The organism is Desulfohalobium retbaense DSM 5692 (assembly GCF_000024325.1).
Lineage (GTDB): Bacteria > Desulfobacterota > Desulfovibrionia > Desulfovibrionales > Desulfohalobiaceae > Desulfohalobium > Desulfohalobium retbaense.
The window spans coordinates 662,550-685,598 of sequence record NC_013223.1; the positions used below are offsets into that span (position 1 = coordinate 662,550).

Here is a 23,049-nt window from a genome sequence, read left to right on the forward strand (position 1 = left end):
GAGGAACTCATGCTCGTGTCCCAGTTAACCAAATTGACGCTGGATATTCAAGGATTTCGTGTCGGTCGGGTTCAAGGTGATACGAGCGGGATCACCGTAGATATAGCCCCAGACCGGCGTCATCTGCTCTTTTGCAGCCGCTGCGGCAGCGCTGCCAAGTATCGGGATACCCTTACAAGTCGCTATTTTCGCCATGTCCCTCTTTGGGGGATCCCTGTATGGCTCCGGTACAGCCCCCGCAGAGTTCGGTGCGGACATTGTGGCGTCAAGGTGGAGTATTTCCCCTGGAGCACAGGCAAACATCGGTTCACAACGGCTTTTGCCCACTTCCTGGCTTCGTGGGCCCGGTTACTGCCCTGGAAACATGTAGCACAGCTTTTTGGTTGCTCCTGGGGTACCGTGGCCGCTGCTGTTGACCAGATTGTCGAGTATGGTCTGGCCCATCAAGATCTCTCGAATCTGACGCACATTGGGATTGACGAAATCTCCCGAGAAAAGGGCCAAGTATACCTAACCAATGTCTACGACCTGAATACCTCCAGACTCGTATGGAGCGGGGAAAAACGGACAAAGGCAACAATTACCAACTTCTTCACCTCGCTTGGCCCTAGCAAGATCGATAAGCTTGAAGGGGTCTGTTGCGACATGTGGGAGCCGTATACCCAGGTCATTCAAGACAAGGCCCCGAAAGCGACGATGGTCTTCGACAAATTCCACATTGTCCGGCATCTCAATGAAGCCGTTGACCAGGTCCGTAGAGACGAGATCCGGGAGAAGGGCCAAAAGCACAAGGATCTGGTTAAAGACACCCGATATATCTGGCTCAAGAACCCGTGGAACCTGACTGACAAGCAGGCATCTCGGTTGAGTGCACTGGAAAAACTCAATCTCAAAATCAACAGGGCGTATTTACTCAAGGAATCATTTCGCCAGTTCTGGTCGTATGAGTGCAGGACTTCAGCCAAAGATTTCCTCGACAAGTGGTTCTGGTGGGCGACGCATTCCAGGCTGAAGCCAATGCGAAATTTTGCTTGGATGCTGCGCCGCAAAGAAGAAAATATTCTCAGTTATTTCGACATGCCCATCAGCAATGGCTCGGTGGAAGGCCTCAACAATAAGGCTAAAGTCATTAGTCACAGAGCATACGGGTTCAGGTCGGCCAAGAACTACATCCGGAATCTGTACCATTGCATGGGCGGGCTACCTGAACCCCAAATTATGCACAGATTTGTGTGAGGAACCGGTGTTTCTTGCCCAGACCTTTGAGGTCGCTTTATTGCACGCCGGAAATAGTCAGCAGGAAGAGGTTCTTGTCCTCAACAAACGTCTGCTCTACCGAGCAGGAGGTCTCCGGATTGACATCAAGGACGACACGGAGACGGTTTTCAGGTTCGTGGAGAAAGACGCGCACAGACCGTAACCACGGCCCTTGCAGTTTTTTCTCCTCGGGGCCAGTATACGAGGTGACCGGTGCAATATCAAAAAACAGTCTCGGCTTGTCGCCGGCGAGTTTGTGCAATGTTGGAATGATGTGACGCGAAAAGACAAAGCCGAGTTGTTCGGTCTGTGCGGTGGCGTTGCGGTCATAGGCTATACGTTGGAGGCGTATCGGCTCATCGGAAGCTTGCGCACGAAAAGAGGATGAGCCTCCTGCGGCAAGGACAAGAACCAGGCAGAGGATCAGACCCATGGATCGGCCTGGATGGATGTATGGCGAGGATCTTGAGGTTGACATACAGCCCCCATAACAGAAAAAGAATGCGGCGGAAAGATGGTCCGGGACTCTGCTTCAGCTCACCATGCGGTTTTGGTTTGTCTTTGGGCGTGAGAGGTGGAGAAGCTCGCGTCCGCGAAATGGTATAGAAAGCCAGCGCCCTGGGCAAGGTGTGCCCCGGGTGGGGCTGGCGCTGAGCACATCGGTTTCTGTAATGCACTGAACTCCAAGGATCCGCAATATATCGGAGGATGACCATGGAGATTGCCACTCATTCCCAAATTGACCGTTCGTTGTGCGGCACACCCCTCGTTGTCGAACAAGGACGAAGCGAAGTGGAGCTGATTGCCAGCGAGACCATGGCTGCCGATGCTACCGGTTTGGTGCATGGCGGATTTGTTTTCGGGCTCGCGGATTATGCGGCCATGCTGGCCGTCAATCATCCAAATGTCGTATTGGGCAAGGCCGCTTCCCGATTTCTTGTACCGGTTCAGGTCGGACAGAGCCTGCTGGCCCGGGCTGAGGTGCAAACGGTGACCGGGCGCCGTTACGAAGTACAGGTTGAGGTGCTCCAGGCGCAGAGTACCGTCTTCGAAGGCGAATTCACCTGTTATGTCCTGGAGGATCACGTTTTGGCCAACGAGTAGGGCCCAACGTTTTTTCCCGTTTCAGCAGGTACGTTATTCGTTACTTTGCTGATTTTCAGGAGTGCTTGGTCCAGGACATGGTGGTCCGTTGCAGTTCCCCATCTTTTTAGAGCCAGGCCGGCGCCTGGCGGGCCCGGAAGAGGGAAGACGGTTGCCGGAATACGAAAGACGGATAAAGACGTGGCAAGAATCAGCAACTCCGGTCCCGGTACCGATTTCGATCCCGATTTGGAGAGGAGGGGCTGTTTTTCGTGTCCGATTTTTCCGCTCTACATTTTTTCAATTTTCCAATCTTCCTTGGTGTTTACTATCTGAAGCGTAAAGCGTTTTCATTCACGTAGGTCGGCTGAAAGCGGAGCGTCAGCCGACGTAAGCGTTGGTTGGTGTGTTTGAGGCGCTGGAAATACAGGAACGCTCTGAGGGTGCCGAATCCAAATCGCTATCGGGATCGGTATCGGGTTCGATTCTTGAAATCGACCTTTACTGAAGAAGGCGTTTTGCAAAAGGGCAAAAAAAAGAGGTATGACCGGGGGTCATACCTCTTTGCTTTTTTTGGTGCGCCAGGGAAGATTCGAACTCCCGACCTACGGATTCGTAGTCCGGCGCTCTATCCAACTGAGCTACTGGCGCGTCCGAGAAAATGGCTTATACGTTTCTCGGTTTCGGGTGTCAAGGATGAGTTTAACGTTTTTTCATTTTTTTGAACCGTGTCTGGAGTCAGGGGCCTTTCGAGAGAGTGTTTTCAGGGGTGGTTGCGCTTGAGTGAATTGGGGCTGGTCCCGCTGTTTGAGCATCGAAAAAGGGCATCGGGTCTTGACAGCACAGCGGAAATGTCCATTTAGAAAAGATATTTTATTGGAATCGGTTCACCACATCTTTCACCACGCCACGCTTTCGGCTCACGGTTACTCAGGTCCTCCGCAGTCTTTCGTGTGCCGGAGGGTGGAATGTGCAAGGAGTAAGGCCCATGCCAGCTGTTTGTTTTGCTCTCAGTCATGGCCGTTTGGAGATTCGGCAGGGTGATATCACCGCCGCCGAAGTTGGGGCAGTGGTGAATGCCGCTAATTCTCGTTTGGCTGGCGGCGGCGGGGTAGACGGTGCGCTCCAGCGGGCAGCTGGACCGCAGCTTTTGCAGGCGGGCCAGGAATATGTTCGAGAGCATGGTGCGCTGTCTGTTGGAGATGCCGTCGTGACGCCCGGTTTTGCGTTACCGGCGTCGCAGGTGATTCATACGGTCGGCCCCATCTGGCGTGGAGGCGGGCACAATGAGGAGGCCCTGCTCGAACGGGCCTATGCCAATTGTCTCCAGGTGGCCAAAGACCAGGGGATCCAGAGTATTGCCTTTCCCGCCATCAGCTGCGGCGTGTACGGATTTCCGGAAAAGCGTGCCGCGGCAATCGCCATTCCCGTCATTGTCGCCGCCTTAGAGCGCGATGCTGTTTCCAGTGTCGCTTTGTACCTGTATTCAAACCCATCCTACGCGGTGTGGTATAATGAAGCCCAGCGCCTGATCGGTGCTGAACATGAGGAGTAAAACGTGGAGAGAGGGTTACGAGGAACAACCATCCTGGCTGTGAGACGGGGTGATGGCGTGGCCATGGCCGGCGATGGCCAGGTGACCATGGGACAGGCCGTGGCCTTGAAACACACGGCCAGAAAGGTCCGGCGGATGTACCATGGGAAAATCGTGGCTGGTTTTGCCGGCTCGACGGCCGATGCCTTCACGCTCTTTGAGCGTTTCGAAGCCAAACTGGAAGAGTTTCGAGGCAATCTTCTGCGCTCGAGTGTCGAATTGGCCAAGGAATGGCGAACGGACAAATACCTTCGTCGCCTGGAAGCCATGCTGGTTGTGGCCGACGCGGAGAATATCTTTGTCCTGACCGGAACCGGTGACGTGATAGAGCCTGATGATGGCGTTGTGGGCATTGGGTCCGGCGGGTCATATGCCCTGGCTGCGGCGAGAGCGCTGCTGCGCCATTCGGAATTGCCGGCCAAGGATATCGCCGAGCAGGCGATGCATATCGCGGCGGAATTGTGCGTGTATACGAACGATTCTCTGGTATTGGAGACGATTGGTTCCTGAGTGCCTCAGGGCGCTGAAACAGGTGCCCCTACCTGACTGTTGAACAATTCCTTCTAAGGCAGATCGTTCAAAAATCCCAAGGGACAGCGATAAAAAGTTCAAGGTCGCAGCGTACTGATTCGTGGGGACCAGTTTGAACGTATTGCAGCTTTGCTGTCATTGGGAGAATTCCAACGGCCTGCGAAGACTTTGTGTGTATTGCCCCCCTTGTTTGATCGCAGTGCACGCCACGGTCCGCTCTCAGGACCCCGACAAGCGGCACGGAAAATACGACTTGAACGCCAAGAGGCGATGGAGAATATGGCATGGACTATACCGAGACATCTCATACGATAGCTTTGGGGCCGACTGAGTCGGAAGGGAGTGCCAATAGCCCCCTTACCCCGCGTGAAATTGTTGCCGAACTCGATAAATTCGTGATTGGTCAGGATGAGGCCAAGCGCATGGTGGCTATTGCCCTTCGCAACCGGTGGCGCAGGCAGCAATTGGATCCGGAACTGGCCGAAGAGATCGCCCCCAAAAATATCATCATGATCGGCCCCACAGGGGTAGGCAAGACCGAGATCGCCCGTCGGCTGGCCAAGTTGGCTCGGGCGCCTTTTTTTAAAGTGGAAGCCTCGAAGTTCACGGAAGTGGGCTATGTGGGACGTGATGTCGAGTCCATGATCCGGGATTTGATGGAAATCGGAATCACCCTGGTTCGTCAGGAAGAAATGGATCGCGTGCGCGGCAAGGCTGAAGAGCAGGCCGAGGAAAAACTCCTGGATCTGCTCCTGCCCCGCGGTGGGAAAGAGGACACGGCCCCATCGGGGCAGACCTTTTCTGATGCAGCCGCGAGCGGTGAGGGCGCCAAACAGTCCACACGGGAAAAATTCCGGACCCTTTTTCGGCAGGGACGGCTCGATGACCGTCTGGTCGAAGTCCAGGTTCAGGCTCAGGGACCGCAGCTGCAAATGGCCTCCATGCCCGGCATGGAGGAGATGGAGACGCAGTTCAAAGACATGTTCAGCAAGATCATGCCCAAAAAGAGCAAGACCCGGAAAATGCAGGTCCGTGACGCCTACGAGCATCTGGTCCAAGAGGAGAGCGACAAGCTGATCGATATGGACAAGGTCAGTGAGAAGGCACGGGAACGTGTCGAGCAAAACGGGATTATTTTTCTTGATGAAATCGACAAGGTCTGCAGTCAGCGCGAAGGTGGCCAGACCGATGTTTCCCGGGAAGGCGTCCAGCGGGATCTGCTTCCGGTGGTCGAGGGATGTGTGGTGAACACCAAGCACGGCATGGTCCGCACCGATCATATCCTGTTTATTGCTGCCGGCGCTTTTCACTATGCCAAACCCTCTGATTTGATTCCCGAACTTCAGGGGCGTTTCCCTTTGCGCGTGGAGTTGGCGGCTTTGGAAAAAGCCGAATTTTATCGCATCCTGACCGAACCGCAAAACGCCCTGACCGTCCAGTACGAGGCGTTGCTAGGAACGGAGCAGGTTGCCCTGTCCTTCACGGACGACGCTTTGCAGGAAGTGGCGGCATTTGCCCAGCGGGTCAATGAAGAGACCGAGAATATCGGGGCGCGCCGGTTGTATACGATCATGGAAAAGATTTTGAACACCTTGTCCTTTGAGGCCCCGGACAAGGCTGGAATCGAAGTGGTCGTGGATGCGGAATATGTCCGTCAGCATCTGGAAGGACTCGAAGAAGATCGTGATTTGACGCGGTATATCCTCTAGAGAACACAATCCGTTGCGCTTGCCCGAAGCGGCGCTCTGGCTCCAGGGTATCGCAAGGGATTTGAGGGCTTCAGGGCTGCTTTACTGCTTGCTGGCCTTTGGCCACAAAAACGCCCCGGCACTGTTTGGATCTGTGCCGGGGCGTTTTTGTGGCGTTGTGGCCTTGAGCTTGCGGACGTCCCAACGTGTTTGGATATCCCAGACGATGACAAAAATGGAATTCTGCCTCAGGTGGTGAAAAAATGGGTGGTGCAGAAAATTCAGGCCATCCCTGGGGGCTAAAATGGGGGATGGAGCAGGGTGCGTCCCGCAAGATTTTCTTTTTATTTGCGGTAAATCTAGTTACTTGGTGATTGAAGTCTTTTGGAGGCTGAGGGGCGCCAACAAACTGGATTTTGAGCCTTTTTCAGTAGACGGGCCGCAGGCCTTTTTTTCTTTTTTTGTGAAAATGTCATCTCTGCGCGGGAGGTTTTAGAGGGTGTTTTTCTAGGTAAGCATCTAGAATATAATATTTATTTTGATGTGGAACACGATTTGTACGTGTTTGCAAAGTCTGTGAGCCAGGGCCGAGCGAACCAGTTTGACCACAAATCAGGCAGTGCTCTATAGACGCCGTTGGCTCAATTACTGTTCACCCCAAGCCACCTTGAGACCAGGAGGTCGAGCATGTTGCGGAAATTGATCTGTTTTCTCGGAATCAGCCTCGCGTTAGCCGCCCCAGCGTATGGCGCCGCCATGAAAATGAATTGCAATGCTATTTATCCAGCGTCGAATTTCCACACCCAAGGTGCTGAGCATTTCGCCGAATTGGTCCACAAATATACTGACGGCGATATCCAGATCACGGTCCACTCCGGCGGGAGTCTGGGGTTTGAAGGCAGCGAACTGCTCAAAGCTGTCAAGGACGCCTCCGTGCCCATGTCGGATATCCTGATGGGCGTGGTTGCCGGCAGTGAAGAAATTTTCGGTTTGAGCACATACCCGCGGATCGTCAGTTCGTATGCCGAGGCACGGGAATTGTATGAGGCTGCATTGCCTGCGTACAAAAAAGCCTGCCAAAAATGGAACCAAAAATTCCTGTACGCCGCTCCGTGGCCGCCCAGCGGTCTTTTCAGCCAGTCCAAGGTTCAATCCGCTGCGGATATCGATGGACTCAAGACCAGGACCTACGACAAGAATGGAGCGCAATTCTTGAAGAAGCTTGGCGGCAACCCGGTGTCCATGCCCTGGGGCGAGGTGCCGTCGGCTCTGAATACCGGTCTGATCGATTCCGTTTTGACCTCGGCTACCTCCGGCAAGGACGGCAAGTTCTGGGAAGTCCTGGACCATTTCACCGCGCTGCATTTCGCGTATCCGCTCAATATGCTGACCATCAATATGGACTATTGGAACGCCTTGTCCGCTGAACAGCAGTCGGCGTTGGAAAAAGCGGCCGCAGAGACCGAGTCCTTCCAGTGGGAAGCTTCGAAAAAGAGCAATCGTGACTCGTTGAAGGTCTTGGAGGACAACGGCCTGCGAATCACTGAGGTGGATGCGGCTCTGGCCGAAAAATTGGACGCGGCTGCCGCGGACATTTTTGAGGAATTCAAAGCCGAGGCGGACGAAGATACCAAAAAGGCCCTTCAGGCCATCGGGATGTAAGCATGGAGCGCTTGAGTCGTTTCGTGGAAGGCCTCTGCACTGCAGGGGCCTTCTTTTCGGCCCTGTTTATGATCGGGATCGTAATCTTGATCATGATCGAAGTCGTAATGCGATCGCTTTTCAACACCTCGACCATGATCACCAGCGAATTCAGCGGCTATTTTCTGGTGGCTCTGGTCGTCCTGGGGCTTGGTCACACCCTGCATCACGAAGGGCATATCCGTATCACACTCTTGCGAGGACGCCTGGGGCCAGTTGGACGAAAGCGTCTGGATCTCGTTGTCGGCAGCCTCGGCCTCTGTCTGTGTTTATTCGCCCTGTATTTTACGGTTCTTATGGTCCTCGACACCAGATCGCTGGGAATGCGTGCCGACACCGTGGCTGAAACACCGTTGTGGATGCCTCAGGCCGTCATTCCGGTCGGATTGGGACTGTTTGCCCTGCAATTGTTCGCTTTTCTCGTCAGGAGGGCACGGTCATGATCGGTGATCCTCTTGTGCTCGCCCTGGCCATGGTCGGGGTCATGTTTGTCCTATTGCTGTCCAGCACATGGATCGGCTTTTCCCTGATCGGGACTGGGATCGCCGGGCTCTTGATGTACGATCTGAATTTGCCGCCGACATTGTCCATCTGGGACAAGATCGGCGATCTGTTGGCCAACTCCATGTGGAATTCAATGAATTCCTGGGCGCTCTCAGCATTGCCGCTTTTTGTCTTCATGGGTGAGATCCTGTATCGCACGGCGATCTCCACCAAACTGCTCAACGGGTTGGTGCCGTGGCTGACACGCATTCCAGGGCGGCTGTACCATATCAATGTCGTGGCCTGCTCTCTGTTTGCCGCTGTTTCCGGATCCAGTGCAGCGACCACGGCCACGGTGGGCAAAATCACCCTCGATGAACTCACGAAGCGCGGTTATCACAAGAGTCTCGCTCTGGGGTCCCTGGCCGGCGCCGGGACAATGGGCTTTCTCATTCCTCCCAGCCTGATCATGATCATTTACGGTGTGTTGTCGGACACCTCGATCGGCAAATTGTTTATTGCCGGGATCATTCCAGGCCTTATTCTCGCCCTGCTGTATTCACTCTACATCATCAGCCAATCCCTCCTGCACCCTGAGTATGTTCCAGAAGAGCAAGAGGCATCGTACAGTTGGGGACAGCGCCTTGGCCTGCTGAGAGAGATCCTGCCCGTTTTTCTGCTTATAGCGCTCGTGCTCGGCGGGATCTATATGGGGATCACCACACCGACGGAGGCGGCCGCCATCGGCGTGGTCGGGGCTTTGGCTCTGGCCCTGTATTTCCGGAATCTGACCTGGGAAAGCTTCAAAGAAGCGTGCCTGGCTGCAGTGCGCACCAGCGCCATGATCTGTTTCATCATCGCCGGAGCCGCATTTTTGTCCCAGATTGTCGGCTTTGTGGGAATCGCCAGGGCGTTGAGCGAATACATCGCCTCTCTCCATCTGTCGCCGTATGTTCTGATCCTTGTAATCGGTATCATGTATCTTTTTCTGGGAATGATACTGGACGGAATATCGATTGTGGTTATGACCTTGCCGATTGTTTTGCCCATCGTGGTCCAGGCCGGTTTTACACCGCTGTGGTTCGGGATCTACCTGGTCTTTATGGTCGAGTTGTCCCAGATTACGCCACCGGTAGGTTTCAGTTTGTTTATTATCCAGCATATTTCCCAGCAGGATTTGCCGACAATTCTTAAGGCGACGTTCCCATTTTTTCTGATAATGATCTTTATGGCTGTGCTGGTAACCCTGTTTCCGGAACTTGTTTTTTATCTCCCAGCCAAAATGGTTGGTGGCTGATCAGGTCTGCCAGGCTCGAAATACAACTGAACATACAATCCATTACAGATGGATGTGGATTGAGTACAACGGAGAGAGGACATGGTCATTATCGGTGTGGATACCGGAGGGACATTCACGGATTTCATCTACAAGAAAGACGGCGAGTGGGGAGTCTACAAGACATTGTCGACTCCGGACAATCCAGCCCGTGCCGTTATTGAGGGGCTGAAACACATAGCCCAGGGGCGGGAAATGCAAGTGGTGCACGGCTCGACCGTAGCCACCAACGCTGTTTTGGAGCGTAAAGGTGTCCCCACAGCGATTGTGACCAATGCCGGCTTCGAAGATTTGTTGCATATCGGGCGTCAAAACCGGGGTGATCTGTATGATCTGTCCTACACCAAGCCCGCGCCTATTGTAGATCGGTGTGCCTGCTATGGGGTGCCGGGACGAATCGACAGCAACGGGGAGGAACGTGACCCCGTGGATTTGGAGGCTGCACGAAAGGTTGTGCAGGAATTGCAGTCTTCTGGAATTGAATCCGTGGCCGTGTGTTTTTTATTCTCCTACCTCAATCCGAGCCACGAACAGGCCGTTCAATCCGTGCTCGAGGAATTGGAAATCCCGGTTTCAGCTTCGCACCAGATCCTGGCTGAGTTTCGCGAGGTCGAGCGTTTGTCGACCACGGTGGTCAACGCCTATGTCTCGCCGAAGATGTCCCGGTATCTTGATGTGTTGAAGGAGTTCACCGGGGAAAAGGGATTGCGCGTCATGCAGTCCAACGGCGGAAGCATCTCGGTGGATACAGCCATGCAAGAGTCGGTGCGCACAATCCTCTCCGGGCCGGCCGGCGGGGTTGTTGGGGCATTGGAACTGGGGCGGGCCGCCGGTTTCGAAAAGTTGATCACCTTTGATATGGGAGGCACCTCTTCCGACGTCAGTCTCATTAACGGCGAATTGCCCTTGTCGCTGGAGACTACCTTGTCAGGCTATCCCCTGAAGGTCCCTATGCTGGATATCCATACCGTGGGGGCTGGGGGCGGCTCCATTGCTACCCTTGATGCCGGGGGCTCCCTGAAAGTGGGGCCGGAAAGTGCCGGAGCAGACCCCGGCCCCATCTGTTACGGCAAAGGGGCGCAGATCACAGTGACCGATGCCAACCTGTTTCTGAGCCGTTTGATAGCCGACCGCTTTCTCGGCGGGGCAATGCAACTGGACGGGGCAAGGATGGACGCGGCCTTTGCCGACATGGCTGAAGAGGCGGGGCTCTCCGCCCTGGCTTTGGGGGAGGGAATTCTGGATGTGGCCAATACCAATATGGAACGGGCCATCCGGGTCATCTCCGTTGAGCGTGGCTTTGACCCTCGGGAATTTACCCTGTTTTCCTTCGGGGGCGCCGGGGGATTGCATTGCGCCTTTCTGGCCCGACTCCTTTCCATGCCCCGGGTGTTGATTCCTAAAAATCCAGGCATCCTGTCTGCTGTGGGTATGTCCATGGCAGATGTCATCAAGGACTATTCCCAAACGGTCATGCTCCCCGGGATGACCCATAGCGGTCCCGACGTGGAAAACGCTTTTGCGCCTCTGGAGCAGCAGGCCGCGACGGAAATGGCCGATGAGGGCTTTGCAGGGGCTTCCTTGTATCTGGAGCGATTCGTTGACATGCGCTATCAAGGTCAATCGTTTGAGATTATCGTTCCCTTTGATGAAGCGTTTCTGGAGCGATTTGGGCAAATGCACGAACAAAAATACGGCTATTGCCATCCGGGAAAACCGACCGAGATTGTCAATCTGCGTCTTCGGGCCAGGGGCGTGCCAGAAAAACCTGTTTTTTCGGCCACTACAGAGTTGAGCGAGCGCATCCCGGAAGAAGCCTGGCTGGATACCCTTGACGTGGTTTTTGAGGGGCAGTCCCGGCAGACATGGGTCGTCCAGCGCGACCGGCTTCTGCCCGGCAATCGCTTTGAGGGCCCCGCCATTGTCGTTGAATACACGTCGACGATCGTCGTGCCGCCTTTTGCCTGCGCTGAAGTCGATCCATTCGGCAATCTGCTTTTACATATCCGCTCCTGACAGCTCCTGACGCCAGGTTGCTACAGTTTCTACCAGGGTGAGGCGCCTGCGTGGAACCTGGGCTGGAGAACTGGTGACGTCTTGATACGTGGGCATGAATAGAGATTCAGGGTCCATATTTCCGGCCTGAACATTTTCGCATCCAGATCGAAACGCTGGAGATTGTATGGATATCAATCCGATTTTACTTGAGGTTTTTAAAAACAGGTTTACCTCGATCGCCGAAGAAATGGGGGTCACGCTGACCCGGACCGCGTATTCGCCGAACATCAAGGAGCGCCGCGATCTCTCCTGCGCCCTCTTTGATGCCCAGGGAGAGATGATCGCCCAGGCGGCCCATATTCCGGTCCATCTTGGCTCAATGCCCCTGTCGGTGCAGTCGGCCATAGCAGCCTGCCCGATGGAACCGGGGGATATGGTCATTCTCAACGATCCTTTTCAGGGGGGCACGCATCTGCCCGATGTGACTCTCGTGGCGCCTGTTTTCCATCAAACGAGCGATAAACCGGTTTTTTACGTCGCCAACAGGGCCCACCATGCCGATATCGGTGGGATGAGCGCCGGCTCCATGCCCTTGTCGACTTCCTTGTATCAAGAGGGGGTGATCATCCCGCCCTTGAAGCTCATTCGGAAGGGGCAACGCAACGAGGAATTGTTTCAGCTCATCTTGAGCAATGTCCGTACTCCGCAGGAACGCGAGGGAGATTTTGCTGCTCAGGTCATGGCCAATATGACCGGCGTTCGACGTATCGGTGAACTCATTGCAAAGTACGACCTGGACACGGTCACCCGCTACGCTACTGGTCTGATGGAGTATGCTGAAACCGTGACCCGCAAGACCCTGGCCGCGATTCCTGACGGGGAGTACCGTTTTGGGGACTTCATGGATGACGATGGGGCCGGGGCTGAGGATATTCTGATCGATCTGGTGGCCATGGTGCAGGGCGGTGAACTGCAACTTGATTTTACCAATACCGCCGATCAGGTCCGGGGGAGTATCAACGCCGTGCGCTCCATCACGCTTTCCGCAGTACTCTATGTTGTCCGCTCGCTGATCGACCAGGACATCCCCACGAATGGCGGGTGCCTGCGACCAGTGACCGTCACGACACGTCCCGGCTCCATTGTTGACGCCACCTATCCGGCTGCGGTGGCCGGGGGGAATGTGGAAACCTCCCAGCGAATCGTGGATGTCGTGTTGGGAGCTTTGGCGCGGGCACTCCCTGAGCGAATCCCGGCTGCCAGTCAGGGCACGATGAACAATGTGGCCATTGGCGGCATGGATGAACGCAACGGACGTCCTTTTTCGTATTATGAGACCCTGGCCGGCGGTATGGGGGCCTCAAAGCGCGTTCCTGGTGAAAGCGCGGTCCATTCACATATGACCAATACCTTGAATACGCCCATCGAAGCCCTCGAGTATACCTATCCCTTCCGCGTGCTGCAGTATGCGATTTGCCCGGAAACCGGAGGCCCGGGAAGGCATCCAGGGGGCGATGGTCTTGTTCGGGAAATCGAACTTTTGTCCGGAGCTGAAATAACGGTTCTTTCGGAGCGACGTCGGCATGCGCCGTACGGACTCCAAGGTGGCGGTCCAGGAGCCTGCGGCGCGAACACCATTCTCCGCGCGGATGGCCGGACGCAGACCATGCCCGGAAAATTTCAGGCCCGGCTGAGCACAGGCGACAAGGTCAGGATTGTGACCCCGGGAGGTGGGGGGTACGGCTCTGGCGACGGTTGAGTGGCGACGTTGGATGTGTCCACCGGCCATATGACTGGCCTCGGGCACGGATTGAGGTCACGGGACTCTTGTCCGGGTGGGTTCCAATTGCACCATTCTGCCATATAAAGGCGCCCCTGGAAACGAACTGTCGTCTTCCAGGGGCGCCTTGTTTCTTTTCAGCGGGTCAAGCTATTTATTCGGTGGTCCAGTGTATAAAGCGGGGTCGACGGACAGAGCGGAGAGCAATGAACCTTCCAGGGCCAGGAGTCTGTGAGCAGCGATGATCTCGTTCGCCTGGGAAGTGACCAGCAGACCGGAAGTCTGGAAGTATTCGTTTTCAGCGTCGAGCACATCCAGCAGACTCCGCTGGCCGACATTGAATTGTTCCAGGTACATTTCAAGGGTTTGCTGGTTGTATTTCTTGGCTTGACGGAAGTTCTGTATCTTGTCTTGGGCGGTCTGATACCGGCTCCAGGTCGCTCTGGTTTCGTCCTCGATTTCAAGCATGAGGTCGTAGCGGTCGGCAGCCGCCTGGCGCATACGGTACATGGCTGCATCCTGTTCGGCCACATCCGAACCGCCATTATACAGGTTCCAGTTCATCCGCAGCATAAGCGCGGTGTTGTGTTCCCAGTCTCGAGAACTTTCCACCCAATGATCGTACGAGGTGCTCGCCTCGGCGTAGACATTGGGATAGAGTTTGGATTGGCTCAGTCGCATATTCTGCCGTGCGGTCTCGATGTCCGAGGTCGCTGCCGAAAGTTTGGGATTGCCGGTTCGGCTCCGTTTTAAAGCTGTTTGTTGTGTCTCTGGAACGGCACCTATCGGCTTGACCGGGAGAATCATGTCTTCAGGAGGGGCTTCTCCCACAACCCGGCGATAATTTGCCAGAGCAACACGGAGTCCGCCCTGGGCATCCGCCAGGGAGGAACGGGCGCGGGACAGACGGCTCTGAGTCTGGCGGACATCAGCAAGGCTGCCAGCTCCCATTTCCTGGCGCTCGCGCAGGGAGCGCAGGATACGCTTGTGCGCATCCATATTGTCTTCAGCAAAACGGACCAACTCTCGCTGGCGGTAGACATCGAGGTAGGCGATGACCGCGTCGAGGGCCAGGGATTCAGCATTATCAAAAACCCGGTGCTGGACAGAATCGAGTTTGGACTCGCTCACACCGACAAAACTTGAGGTCTCCCAGCCGTCCCAGAGGAGTTGGCGCAGGACCAGGCTGTATTCCTCACGTTTGTCCCAATCGTTGTAGTAATCAGTAGCCCGACTCACGGTGTCGCTGTGACGGTCGACACCGAAGCCGACCCGGGCGTCGAGATCAGGGAGATAGCCGCCCTTGGCTTTGCGCACATCGTGCTTGACCGCTTCACGATTGTTTTTGAGGACATCGAGGCGCGGGTTGTTTTTGAGCGTGGAGACCACGCTCTTGTTCAGCGGGGTCTGCATCTGTCCATCTTGGGCAAGCGCCGCGGCGGGCAGAAGAAAACACCCGATCAATGCCAAACCAATCCATTTCCATATTTCCTTTGTGTTCATAGGAGCCTCCCCACAGATGGAATTTGAGAACAAGTCGGGAGGGGGGAGTCCCCTCCCGAGGTATTAGCTGTCAAAAGAACCGGATTCGTATTGGACCTTGATCAGGTCGTTGTCGATGAGGTCCTGGAGCGTTCCGCCGTCGTACGAGTCGTAGGCTCCCGAGTTGATCCCGTCCAGGGTGACGGTGCTGTCCATGTTGCCATTTGTTCCCGCGATGGTCAGGGTGACATCACTGCCATTGACCGCAACACTTACTTCTTGCGCTGATCCAGCCAGTTCATTGAGATCCGGCAGTCCGTCCGTATCGCTATCCAGGACATCGGTCAGGCGGATGATATCCTCTCCAGGATTGAAATCGAGGATCGTGTCCTGACCCTCGCCGCCATCAGCACTGTAGACAAAGGTGTCAGCGCCATCGTCGCCGGTGAGGCTGTCGTTTCCTTCATCTCCAAACAGGATGTCATTGTTCACTGTGCCGGTAAGGATGTTGTCGTTTTCGTCCCCGGTGATTACCGAGCCGGAACCAGTTGGGATAAAACCGTTGACGTTGAAGGTCAGCGTGGCACTGGAAAGTCCTCCGTATCCGTCAGAAATGGTATACGTGAAGCTGTCCTGGCCGGCTGCGGTTATATCCGTGTCCAGTGTGTAGGTGTACGTCCCGTCGCTGTTCAGGGTCAACGAGCCGAAGTCACCATCAACAGTGGTACCGACGTTCGCGCTTTGGCCGTCTACCAGAGTGACTTCCAACAATGAGTTTTCCGGATCGGTGTCGTTGTCTAAAACGTTTCCATTAACTTCTGTGTTGAAATTTATCATCCCAGCCATGGCCCAGAGATTGCCAAGTGGCGCCCCATCTATATCGAAAGGACTTTCAATGGTGATATTTCCATCATTATCTATGGTTAGAGGGGTCACTGTCCCACCACTCTGACCTTTTGAGGAAACAAGGTATAGGCTACCGTCGTCACCGCCAACCATTCCGTCGACTCTGGATATAGTACTCGGTAAAGAAAAGGTGTTTACTGAATCAACACTTCCGTCTGGATTAAGCGATATTTCAAAAAGATTGTTATTAGAAGCATAGGTGTATAATTTACCGTTGAGAGAAACTAAGTCTGCAAGATTACTAGAAGCTCCTTCTATGGAGTAGCTTTCTGGAATTATCGTGTTGCCATTGTCAGGATTGAGAGTGTACAGATCTTTTCCTGCAAGAACAAACATATACTCGGAGCCATTTATAGTAAGGAAAGATATGCCGTCGACATCAGATTGTATGACTCCTTCGTATTGGAATTTTATATCGCCATTAGACGGGTTGATGGTGTAAAAGTTTTTGCTGGAATTGTCGAAAGCCCAAAGTAATCCAGATCCATCATAGGCCATTTCATCGGGTTTGATGCCTATGTCCTCGTTTATAGCTGTATATGTTGTCTCTGCATCAGGGTCTAGATTGACTGAGGAGAGTATCGTAGCCCCTGTATTGTTTGTAGCAAGGAGGTGGCCATAGTTGAGAGATTGCATATCGTTTTCAGCTGAGGGGTAGTCGTTGATACCAATGATCTTGATTGTAACCTGCGCTGTGTCAGTGCCCCCATATCCGTCGCTGATAGTGTATGAAAATGTGTCAGTTGCAGTTTCGCCAGGATTTAAGTAGTTGTAATAATTATCAGGATCATAGACGACATTGGTTATATTTCCTTCGGTGTCGACATCGAAGGAAACCTTGCCGTTCGTTAGATTGGTATCGATGTTAGTGATAAAAAGCGTATTATTTTCAGGATCAGAGTCGTTGGAAAGAATGTGTGTAGTTAAAGATGAAGTCGGAGCGTCTTCGGTTGTGGCTAAGGGGCCATTACAGTCACATGGGCCGGAGGAATAAATGGATTTAATGTAGTAATCAGAGCTGTCTGAATTGACACCAAGATTTCCCCCTCCTTCACTATATTCTTTAGCTGTGAAAATAAGCTCGTTGTATAGCTTGTCGCCGGTGTCTATAGTAATGGATTTTGTGCCAGATGAGTCATTTGTGGAGTCAAAGTCAGATTCAGCAATCACATGTCCGTTCAATAATGCCTGCCAATGCCCTATTTCTTCACCATTATTGGGGCCTTCATTTTCAAAAAACATGCCTAATGTAACAGTCGAGGTGTTGACAAAGCCATCGAATTTTATTTGTAGCGATTCCGATTTGTCTTCACCTCTGTTATAATCCAGTTCATTGAATCTATTAGGAGGGTTGTTTTCCCCATCACTCAGGACACCAACTCCTTGTTGGGTGTATGCTAAAGTGTCCGACTCGTTATCTCCGTTGAATTCGTAGGCAATAATAGACAGATTTGTCATTGACCAATTTGAAGCACTGGAGCCGTTTTGACCTTCGTTTAAAAACAAGCTGGCGGTGAAGTCTTCCGACTCAGGACAAGGTACATCGTCTACTGCAATAGGCGGATCATTGACGCCGCTGACATTGATGGTGACGTCAGCGGTCGAGGTCGCGTTGCCGTCGGTAATGGTATAGGTGAAGGTGTCTGAACCGGCGGAATTCTCGCTGCCTTCGCCGCCAAGGCCTTCGAACTGTCCGTTGGGATCGTAGGTGAAGGTCCCGTCGCTGTTCATGGTCAACAGGGCGCCGCTGGCGAGCGTGATGGTGTCGCCAGACTCAATGGCGGTGCCGTTGACCGCGGTCACGGTGAGGGGGTCGTTTTCCGGATCGGAATCGACGCCGGTGACATTGAGCTCATCATCAAATCCGGTGTCGGTGATGACATTGCCACCTACGCTGGAGTCTTCGTCGGTGCTGTACTCGTTGTCCAGGGCCTGGGGAGCGTCGTTGACGCCGCTGACATTGATGGTCACGTCAGCGGTCGAGGTCGCGTCGCCGTCAGTGATGGTGTAGGTGAAGGTGTCTGAACCGGAGGAATTCTCGCTGCCTTCACCGCCAAGGCCTTCGAACTGTCCGTTGGGATTGTAGGTGAAGGTCCCGTCACTGTTCATGGTCAACAGGGCGCCGCTGGCGAGTGTAATGGTGTCGCCAGACTCAATGGCGGTGCCGTTGACCGCGGTCACAGTGAGGGGGTCGTTTTCCGGATCAGAATCGACCCCGGTGGTGTTGAGCTCATCATCAACTCCGATGTCGGTGATGACATTGCCGTCCACGCTGGAGTCTTCGTCGGTGCTGTACTGGTTATCCAGGGCCTGGGGACCGTCGTTGACGCCGCTGACATTGATGGTCACGTCAGCGGTCGAGGTCGCGTCGCCGTCAGTGATGGTGTAGGTGAAGGTGTCTGAACCGGAGGAATTCTCGCTGCCTTCGCCGCCAAGGCCCTCAAATTGCCCGTTGGGATCGTAGGTGAAGGTCCCGTCACTGTTCATAGTCAACAGGGCGCCGCTGGCGAGTGTGATGGTGTCGCCAGACTCAATGGCGGTGCCGTTGACCGCGGTCACAGTGAGGGGATCGTTTTCCGGATCGGAGTCGACCCCGGTGACATTGAGCTCATCATCAAATCCGGAGTCGGTGATGACATTGCCACCTACGCTGGAGTCTTCGTTGGTGTTGTACTCGTTGTCCAGGGCCTGGGGAGCGTCGTTGACGCCGCTGACATTGATGGTCACGTCAGCGGTCGAGGTCGCGTCGCCGTCAGTGATGGTGTAGGTGAAGGTGTCTGAACCGGAGGAATTCTCGCTGCCTTCGCCGCCAAGGCCCTCAAATTGCCCGTTGGGATCGTAGGTGAAGGTCCCGTCACTGTTCATGGTCAACAGGGCGCCGCTGGCGAGTGTAATGGTGTCGCCGGAGTTGATGGCGGTGCCATTGACCGCGGTCACAGTGAGGGGATCGTTTTCCGGATCGGAGTCGACCCCGGTGGTGTTGAGCTCATCATCAAATCCGGTGTCGGTGATGACGTTGCCACCCACGCTGGAGTCTTCGTTGGTGCTGTACTGGTTATCCAGGGCCTGGGGAGCGTCGTTGAGGCCGCTGACATTGATGGTCACGTCAGCGGTCGAAGTCGCGTCGCCGTCGGTAATGGTATAGGTGAAGGTGTCTGAACCGGCGGAATTCTCGCTGCCTTCGCCGCCAAGGCCCTCAAATTGCCCGTTGGGGTTGTAGGTGAAAGTCCCGTCGCTGTTCATGGTCAACAGGGCGCCGCTGGCGAGCGTGATGGTGTCGCCAGACTCAATGGCGGTGCCGTTAACCGCGGTCACGGTGAGGGGGTCGTTTTCCGGATCGGAATCGACGCCGGTGACATTGAGCTCATCATCAAATCCGGTGTCGGTGATGACATTGCCACCCACGCTGGAGTCTTCGTCGGTGCTGTACTCGTTGTCCAGGGCCTGGGGAGCGTCGTTGACCGGTGTAACCTCGATGGTCACGGTGGCTGTATCCGTATCACCATCGCTGTCAGTAATAGTATAGGTGAACGAATCCGGACCGTTATAGTTGTCGCTCGGAGTGTAGGAGAAGGTCCCGTCCGGATTGACGGTCGCCGTGCCGTTTTCGGGGCCGTCCAAAATGGCAAATGTCGCCGGGGCATCACCAGGATCGTCGTTGAGGCTCAGATCGCCTTCCAAAGGAGATTCCGGGTCCTCTTCAATAGTAAAGGCGTCATCAGCGGCCAGAGGAAGGGCGTCTTCCTCCACTTCGGGGAGAATCCCCTCTCCTTCTGCCTCTGGGACCAAAGCGGCATCGGCTGCCAAGGCATCCGGTCCGAGGCCGTCCAACCGGTTTACGCCTTCTATGAGATTGCCAACATCTTCTCTATATTCGCCCGCTCCACCGCTGGTCGGCCCTTCTCCGGCAGCAGGAGCCGCATCAGGTGCTGGTGTCATGGCAGCAATGATCTGGTCGGCGGTTACCTCAGAGCCGTCAGCAAGAATCAACGTGGGTGGTTCGCCCGCGTCTGTCTGATTGATAAAATCTTCCAAAAGCAGGTCTCCTCCATCTGAAAAACGGAGGAGGACACTTCCCCCCTGCTGAATGAGTTCAGCTTCGGTGACATCAGCACCGAGTTGGATAACATCACCTGGGGCGACCTGAACAACACGGGTTTCTCCCGCTTCAGGGACGGGGATCGGTTGTTGCGTTTGTTGCGAGGTCTGAAGATTCTCGGCCGCGGCGTTCGATGTCTCGCGCCCCCCTTCCTCGATCTGCCCTTCCATTTGCGCTACGTTCATTGTGTTTTCGGCCATAACCCACCCCCGGAGCTATTCAGTTGCCGCCGGTCTCACCCGCAAAGCAGGCGGTCACGGTCGAGACGTGGCTTCAAGACAACTCGGCTGCGTGATGACAGCCGGTAAGTCAGTGTCATGATTATTTTGATAATCATTATTAATTTTAAGTGCAACCCCTTTCCCCATTATTTTTGCCTCTTTTCATTTCCAGTGAAGAAATGTGGCTTCTGTATCTGATGGTATCACTACAAAGCAGGGGGAAAATGTCAAGCAGAAACCACCGATTTTGTTTTAAAAGAATTGAAGAGAATGAATTTACATACTTGGACAAATGCAGGGATTCCGGCCACGATGATTAATAAGGTTGCGCTCAGCAAAAGGGTAGAAATTTTCGATAGTCATGTTTTTGATCTGTATTGTCTGGGAGTTATGTGCTTTTAGGGGAGAATGCGAACGTATCTGTCGGACAACGTATGGAAAAATAAAAGATTTTTACCATGAAAAGCGTATTTTCCCGTTGCCAGGAGGCCGTTTTTTTGCTCTTTAGAAAGGCATATCCTTTATCACAGGAGCTTGCAGTATCGTATGACCCAAAAGGCTTCCCCTTCCGCCGCAATCCACGCCCAGTCTTCTGGGACGTCGCGTAAGCAACGAGAGCATGTGGTTTCTCCTGGAACCGTTGATTATGAATCTCCACTTGTTCAGGCGTTGTCCATTGCGTCCTCCCAGTTAGGGCGTCCCATTCGCCAGGATGTCCTCAAGGCAGGGTTGCCCCAAAAGGCTCAGGACCCGACCGTTTCGCAGTGTATCCGGGCTGCCGAGCAGGCCGGCATGCACGCCCGTCTTGTCCGCCGGGATTTGGGCAAGATTTCTTCCCTGGTCTTGCCGTGCGTTGCCCTTTTGCAGGAAGGCAATGCCGCTGTTGTGACTGGCATTGAGGACGGGAGGGTCAAGGCGATTTTCCCTGAAGTTCCGGAAGCGACGCAGACACTGCCGTTGGAAGAATTCGAAAAGCAGTACACCGGCTATGCCATATTTTGTCAGCTCGCTTACCGGGCCGATAAACGGGCTAGTGATATCAAGCTGTTGGAGACCAAGGATTGGTTTTGGGGAACCATCAAGCGGTTCTGGCCGATCTACAAGCATGTGGTCCCCGCCAGTATTATGGTCAACCTGCTGGCCTTGGCGAGCCCTATTTTTATAATGAACGTCTATGACCGGGTAGTGCCCAATGCGGCCCTGGACACATTATGGGTCCTCGCTTTCGGAGTCGCGGTCGCCTATGGCTTTGATTTTTTGCTGCGCATCTTGCGTGGCTATTTTGTCGATACTGCGGGCAAGAATGCGGATGTGCTTATTGCCAGCAAGCTCATGCAGCAGCTATTGGCCATGCGTATGGACCATCGCCCGGAATCGACCGGGACATTGGCGAACAATATTCGAGAATACGAGTCCCTGCGGGAATTTTTCAGTTCAACAACCCTTCTTGCTTTGATCGATCTGCCGTTTATCGCCCTGTTCATTGTCGTTATTGCGTATATCGGCGGACCGATGGCTATCGCTCCAGCAGTGGCTGTGCCGATTGTTTTGTTTGTTGGCGTCGTCATACAGCAGCCCTTTCAGCGTGTTGTGGCCCAGAGCTATAAAGAAAATGCTCAAAAAAATGCTCTTATCGTCGAAGCCGTGAATTCCATGGAGACCATCAAGGCCAATATGGCCGAGGGCCAGGTTCAGGGGCGGTGGGAAGAAGCGGTGGGCATGAGCGCGGTCTCGTCGGCCAAGGCGAAATCCCTGTCCAATTTTTCGATCAGTTTTTCCCAGTTTGCCGCCCATTTTGCGAGTATCGGCATTATTGTCTGGGGGGTCTATCGTATTGCCCAGGGGGATTTGACTCTAGGCGGTTTGATTGCCTGCAATATTCTGGTCGGACGGGCTATGGCTCCCCTGGGCGCGATTGCCGCCATGTTGACGCGTCTGCAACAGTCACGCATGGCGCTCAAGAGTCTGGACATGCTCATGCGCGTGCCCAATGAACGGTCTGCAGAAAAGGAAACTCTGGCCGCCGGCGAACTCGAACCCAGCGTTGGTTTTGATTCGCTCGAATTTGAATACCCGGGGACACAGATCCAATCCCTTCACGATGTCTCGTTTCATATCCAGGCCGGGGAACGGGTCGGTATTATCGGGGCCATGGGGTCGGGAAAAAGCACATTGGCAAAATTACTCATGGGGTTCTACGAGCCCCAGAAAGGATCTATACGGCTGGGAGGGATTGACATCAGGCAATTGGATCCCTCCGAACTCCGTCGCCGTGTCGGCTACGTGCCCCAGGACCCCCGGCTGATGTATGGAAGTGTTCGGGACAATATTGTGCTTGGCATGCCTGCTTTGGACGATCATAGCGTCTTGCGGGCCGCGTCGCTGGCCGGGGTGCTGGATTTTGTGCACAAGCATCCGGCCGGGTTCGGCATTCCGGTGGGGGAAGAGGGGAGGTATTTGTCCGGCGGACAGCGGCAGTCCGTGGCCTTGGCCAGGGCGTTGGTTTTAGATCCGGATCTTTTGGTGCTCGATGAGCCGACAAGTTCGATGGACAACAGGACCGAAGCCCAAATCAAGGCCCGCCTGCAGCAGATTCTCCCCGATAAGACGCTGATCCTTATCACCCATCGTCGGAGCATGCTGGCGCTGGTTGACCGGCTGGTTGTTCTGGATCAAGGGCGTGTCGCGGCTGACGGCCCCAAGGAAGAAATTTTGCGCGCCTTGCAGCAAGGGGCTTTGATGCGTCCTCCGAAAACCGGCCGAACGCAAGCGGATTGAAATGGGCCCAATAGGCATTTGTCATCTTTTTGGAATTGCTCACCACCTATTATGCCTGTGTTCGACCGACGGTTGTCTCAGGCCCGCTGCAGAGGAGCCTTTGGAGTATAGT

14 protein-coding genes and 1 tRNA gene are annotated in these 23,049 nt (G+C 54.4%); 11 read left to right on the forward strand and 4 right to left on the reverse strand.

Features of this window, described 5'->3' with window-relative positions:
* Positions 1-9: 9 nt before the first annotated feature.
* Positions 10-1,236: an ISL3 family transposase gene (locus DRET_RS02755; protein WP_015751006.1), complete on the forward strand. Its 1,227-nt coding sequence runs from the start codon at positions 10-12 to the stop codon at positions 1,234-1,236.
* 37 nt (positions 1,237-1,273) lie between these two features.
* Here the strand turns inward: DRET_RS02755 and DRET_RS02760 are convergent, their stop codons facing one another.
* A complete protein-coding gene (locus DRET_RS02760; protein WP_148214000.1) occupies positions 1,274-1,735 on the reverse strand; it encodes an AMIN domain-containing protein in 462 nt (153 codons plus the stop codon).
* Positions 1,736-1,971: 236 nt separating this feature from the next.
* On the opposite strand from DRET_RS02760, the gene DRET_RS02765 reads away from it, so the two are divergent.
* The gene (locus DRET_RS02765) at positions 1,972-2,361 is read left to right on the forward strand and encodes a PaaI family thioesterase (protein WP_015751008.1); all 390 of its coding nucleotides are present in this window, start codon (positions 1,972-1,974) and stop codon (positions 2,359-2,361) included.
* Between the two features lie 553 nt (positions 2,362-2,914).
* Here DRET_RS02765 and DRET_RS02770 read toward each other — a convergent pair.
* Positions 2,915-2,991 (reverse strand) — tRNA-Arg (locus DRET_RS02770).
* Positions 2,992-3,328: 337 nt separating this feature from the next.
* Between DRET_RS02770 and DRET_RS02775 the strand changes: the two genes are divergently transcribed.
* The 8 genes from DRET_RS02775 to DRET_RS02810 all read left to right on the forward strand — a co-directional run bounded on the left by DRET_RS02775 (position 3,329) and on the right by DRET_RS02810 (position 13,430).
* Complete coding sequence (locus tag DRET_RS02775; RefSeq protein ID WP_015751009.1) at positions 3,329-3,895, forward strand: macro domain-containing protein; 567 nt, start codon at positions 3,329-3,331, stop codon at positions 3,893-3,895.
* Positions 3,896-3,898: 3 nt separating this feature from the next.
* A complete protein-coding gene (hslV, locus tag DRET_RS02780) occupies positions 3,899-4,444 on the forward strand; it encodes an ATP-dependent protease subunit HslV (RefSeq protein ID WP_015751010.1) in 546 nt (181 codons plus the stop codon).
* A 305-nt stretch (positions 4,445-4,749) separates the two neighbouring features.
* Positions 4,750-6,174, forward strand: coding sequence for an ATP-dependent protease ATPase subunit HslU (gene hslU / locus DRET_RS02785; protein ID WP_015751011.1), 1,425 nt, complete (start codon positions 4,750-4,752; stop codon positions 6,172-6,174).
* Between the two features lie 666 nt (positions 6,175-6,840).
* Entirely contained in the window at positions 6,841-7,815 is a 975-nt protein-coding gene (locus DRET_RS02790; RefSeq protein ID WP_015751012.1) for a TRAP transporter substrate-binding protein, read from the forward strand.
* A gap of 2 nt (positions 7,816-7,817) precedes the next feature.
* Entirely contained in the window at positions 7,818-8,297 is a 480-nt protein-coding gene (locus DRET_RS02795; protein WP_015751013.1) for a TRAP transporter small permease subunit, read from the forward strand.
* Complete coding sequence (locus DRET_RS02800; protein ID WP_015751014.1) at positions 8,294-9,634, forward strand: TRAP transporter large permease; 1,341 nt, start codon at positions 8,294-8,296, stop codon at positions 9,632-9,634. The genes DRET_RS02795 and DRET_RS02800 overlap by 4 nt, the downstream gene beginning before the upstream one ends.
* Before the next feature lie 81 nt (positions 9,635-9,715).
* Complete coding sequence (locus DRET_RS02805; protein WP_015751015.1) at positions 9,716-11,689, forward strand: hydantoinase/oxoprolinase family protein; 1,974 nt, start codon at positions 9,716-9,718, stop codon at positions 11,687-11,689.
* A gap of 166 nt (positions 11,690-11,855) precedes the next feature.
* Positions 11,856-13,430 (forward strand): hydantoinase B/oxoprolinase family protein, encoded by a 1,575-nt coding sequence (locus tag DRET_RS02810; protein WP_015751016.1) that lies wholly within the window; start codon positions 11,856-11,858, stop codon positions 13,428-13,430.
* A 171-nt stretch (positions 13,431-13,601) separates the two neighbouring features.
* Here DRET_RS02810 and DRET_RS02815 read toward each other — a convergent pair whose 3' ends face one another.
* Together DRET_RS02815 and DRET_RS02820 are read right to left on the reverse strand one after the other, a co-directional pair.
* Positions 13,602-14,954, reverse strand: coding sequence for a TolC family outer membrane protein (locus tag DRET_RS02815; protein ID WP_015751017.1), 1,353 nt, complete (start codon positions 14,952-14,954; stop codon positions 13,602-13,604).
* 63 nt (positions 14,955-15,017) lie between these two features.
* Positions 15,018-20,138: a beta strand repeat-containing protein gene (locus DRET_RS02820; protein WP_015751018.1), complete on the reverse strand. Its 5,121-nt coding sequence runs from the start codon at positions 20,136-20,138 to the stop codon at positions 15,018-15,020.
* Between the two features lie 567 nt (positions 20,139-20,705).
* On the opposite strand from DRET_RS02820, the gene DRET_RS02830 reads away from it, so the two are divergent.
* Positions 20,706-22,937: a type I secretion system permease/ATPase gene (locus DRET_RS02830; RefSeq protein WP_015751019.1), complete on the forward strand. Its 2,232-nt coding sequence runs from the start codon at positions 20,706-20,708 to the stop codon at positions 22,935-22,937.
* The last annotated feature ends 112 nt before the right edge of the window (positions 22,938-23,049 follow it).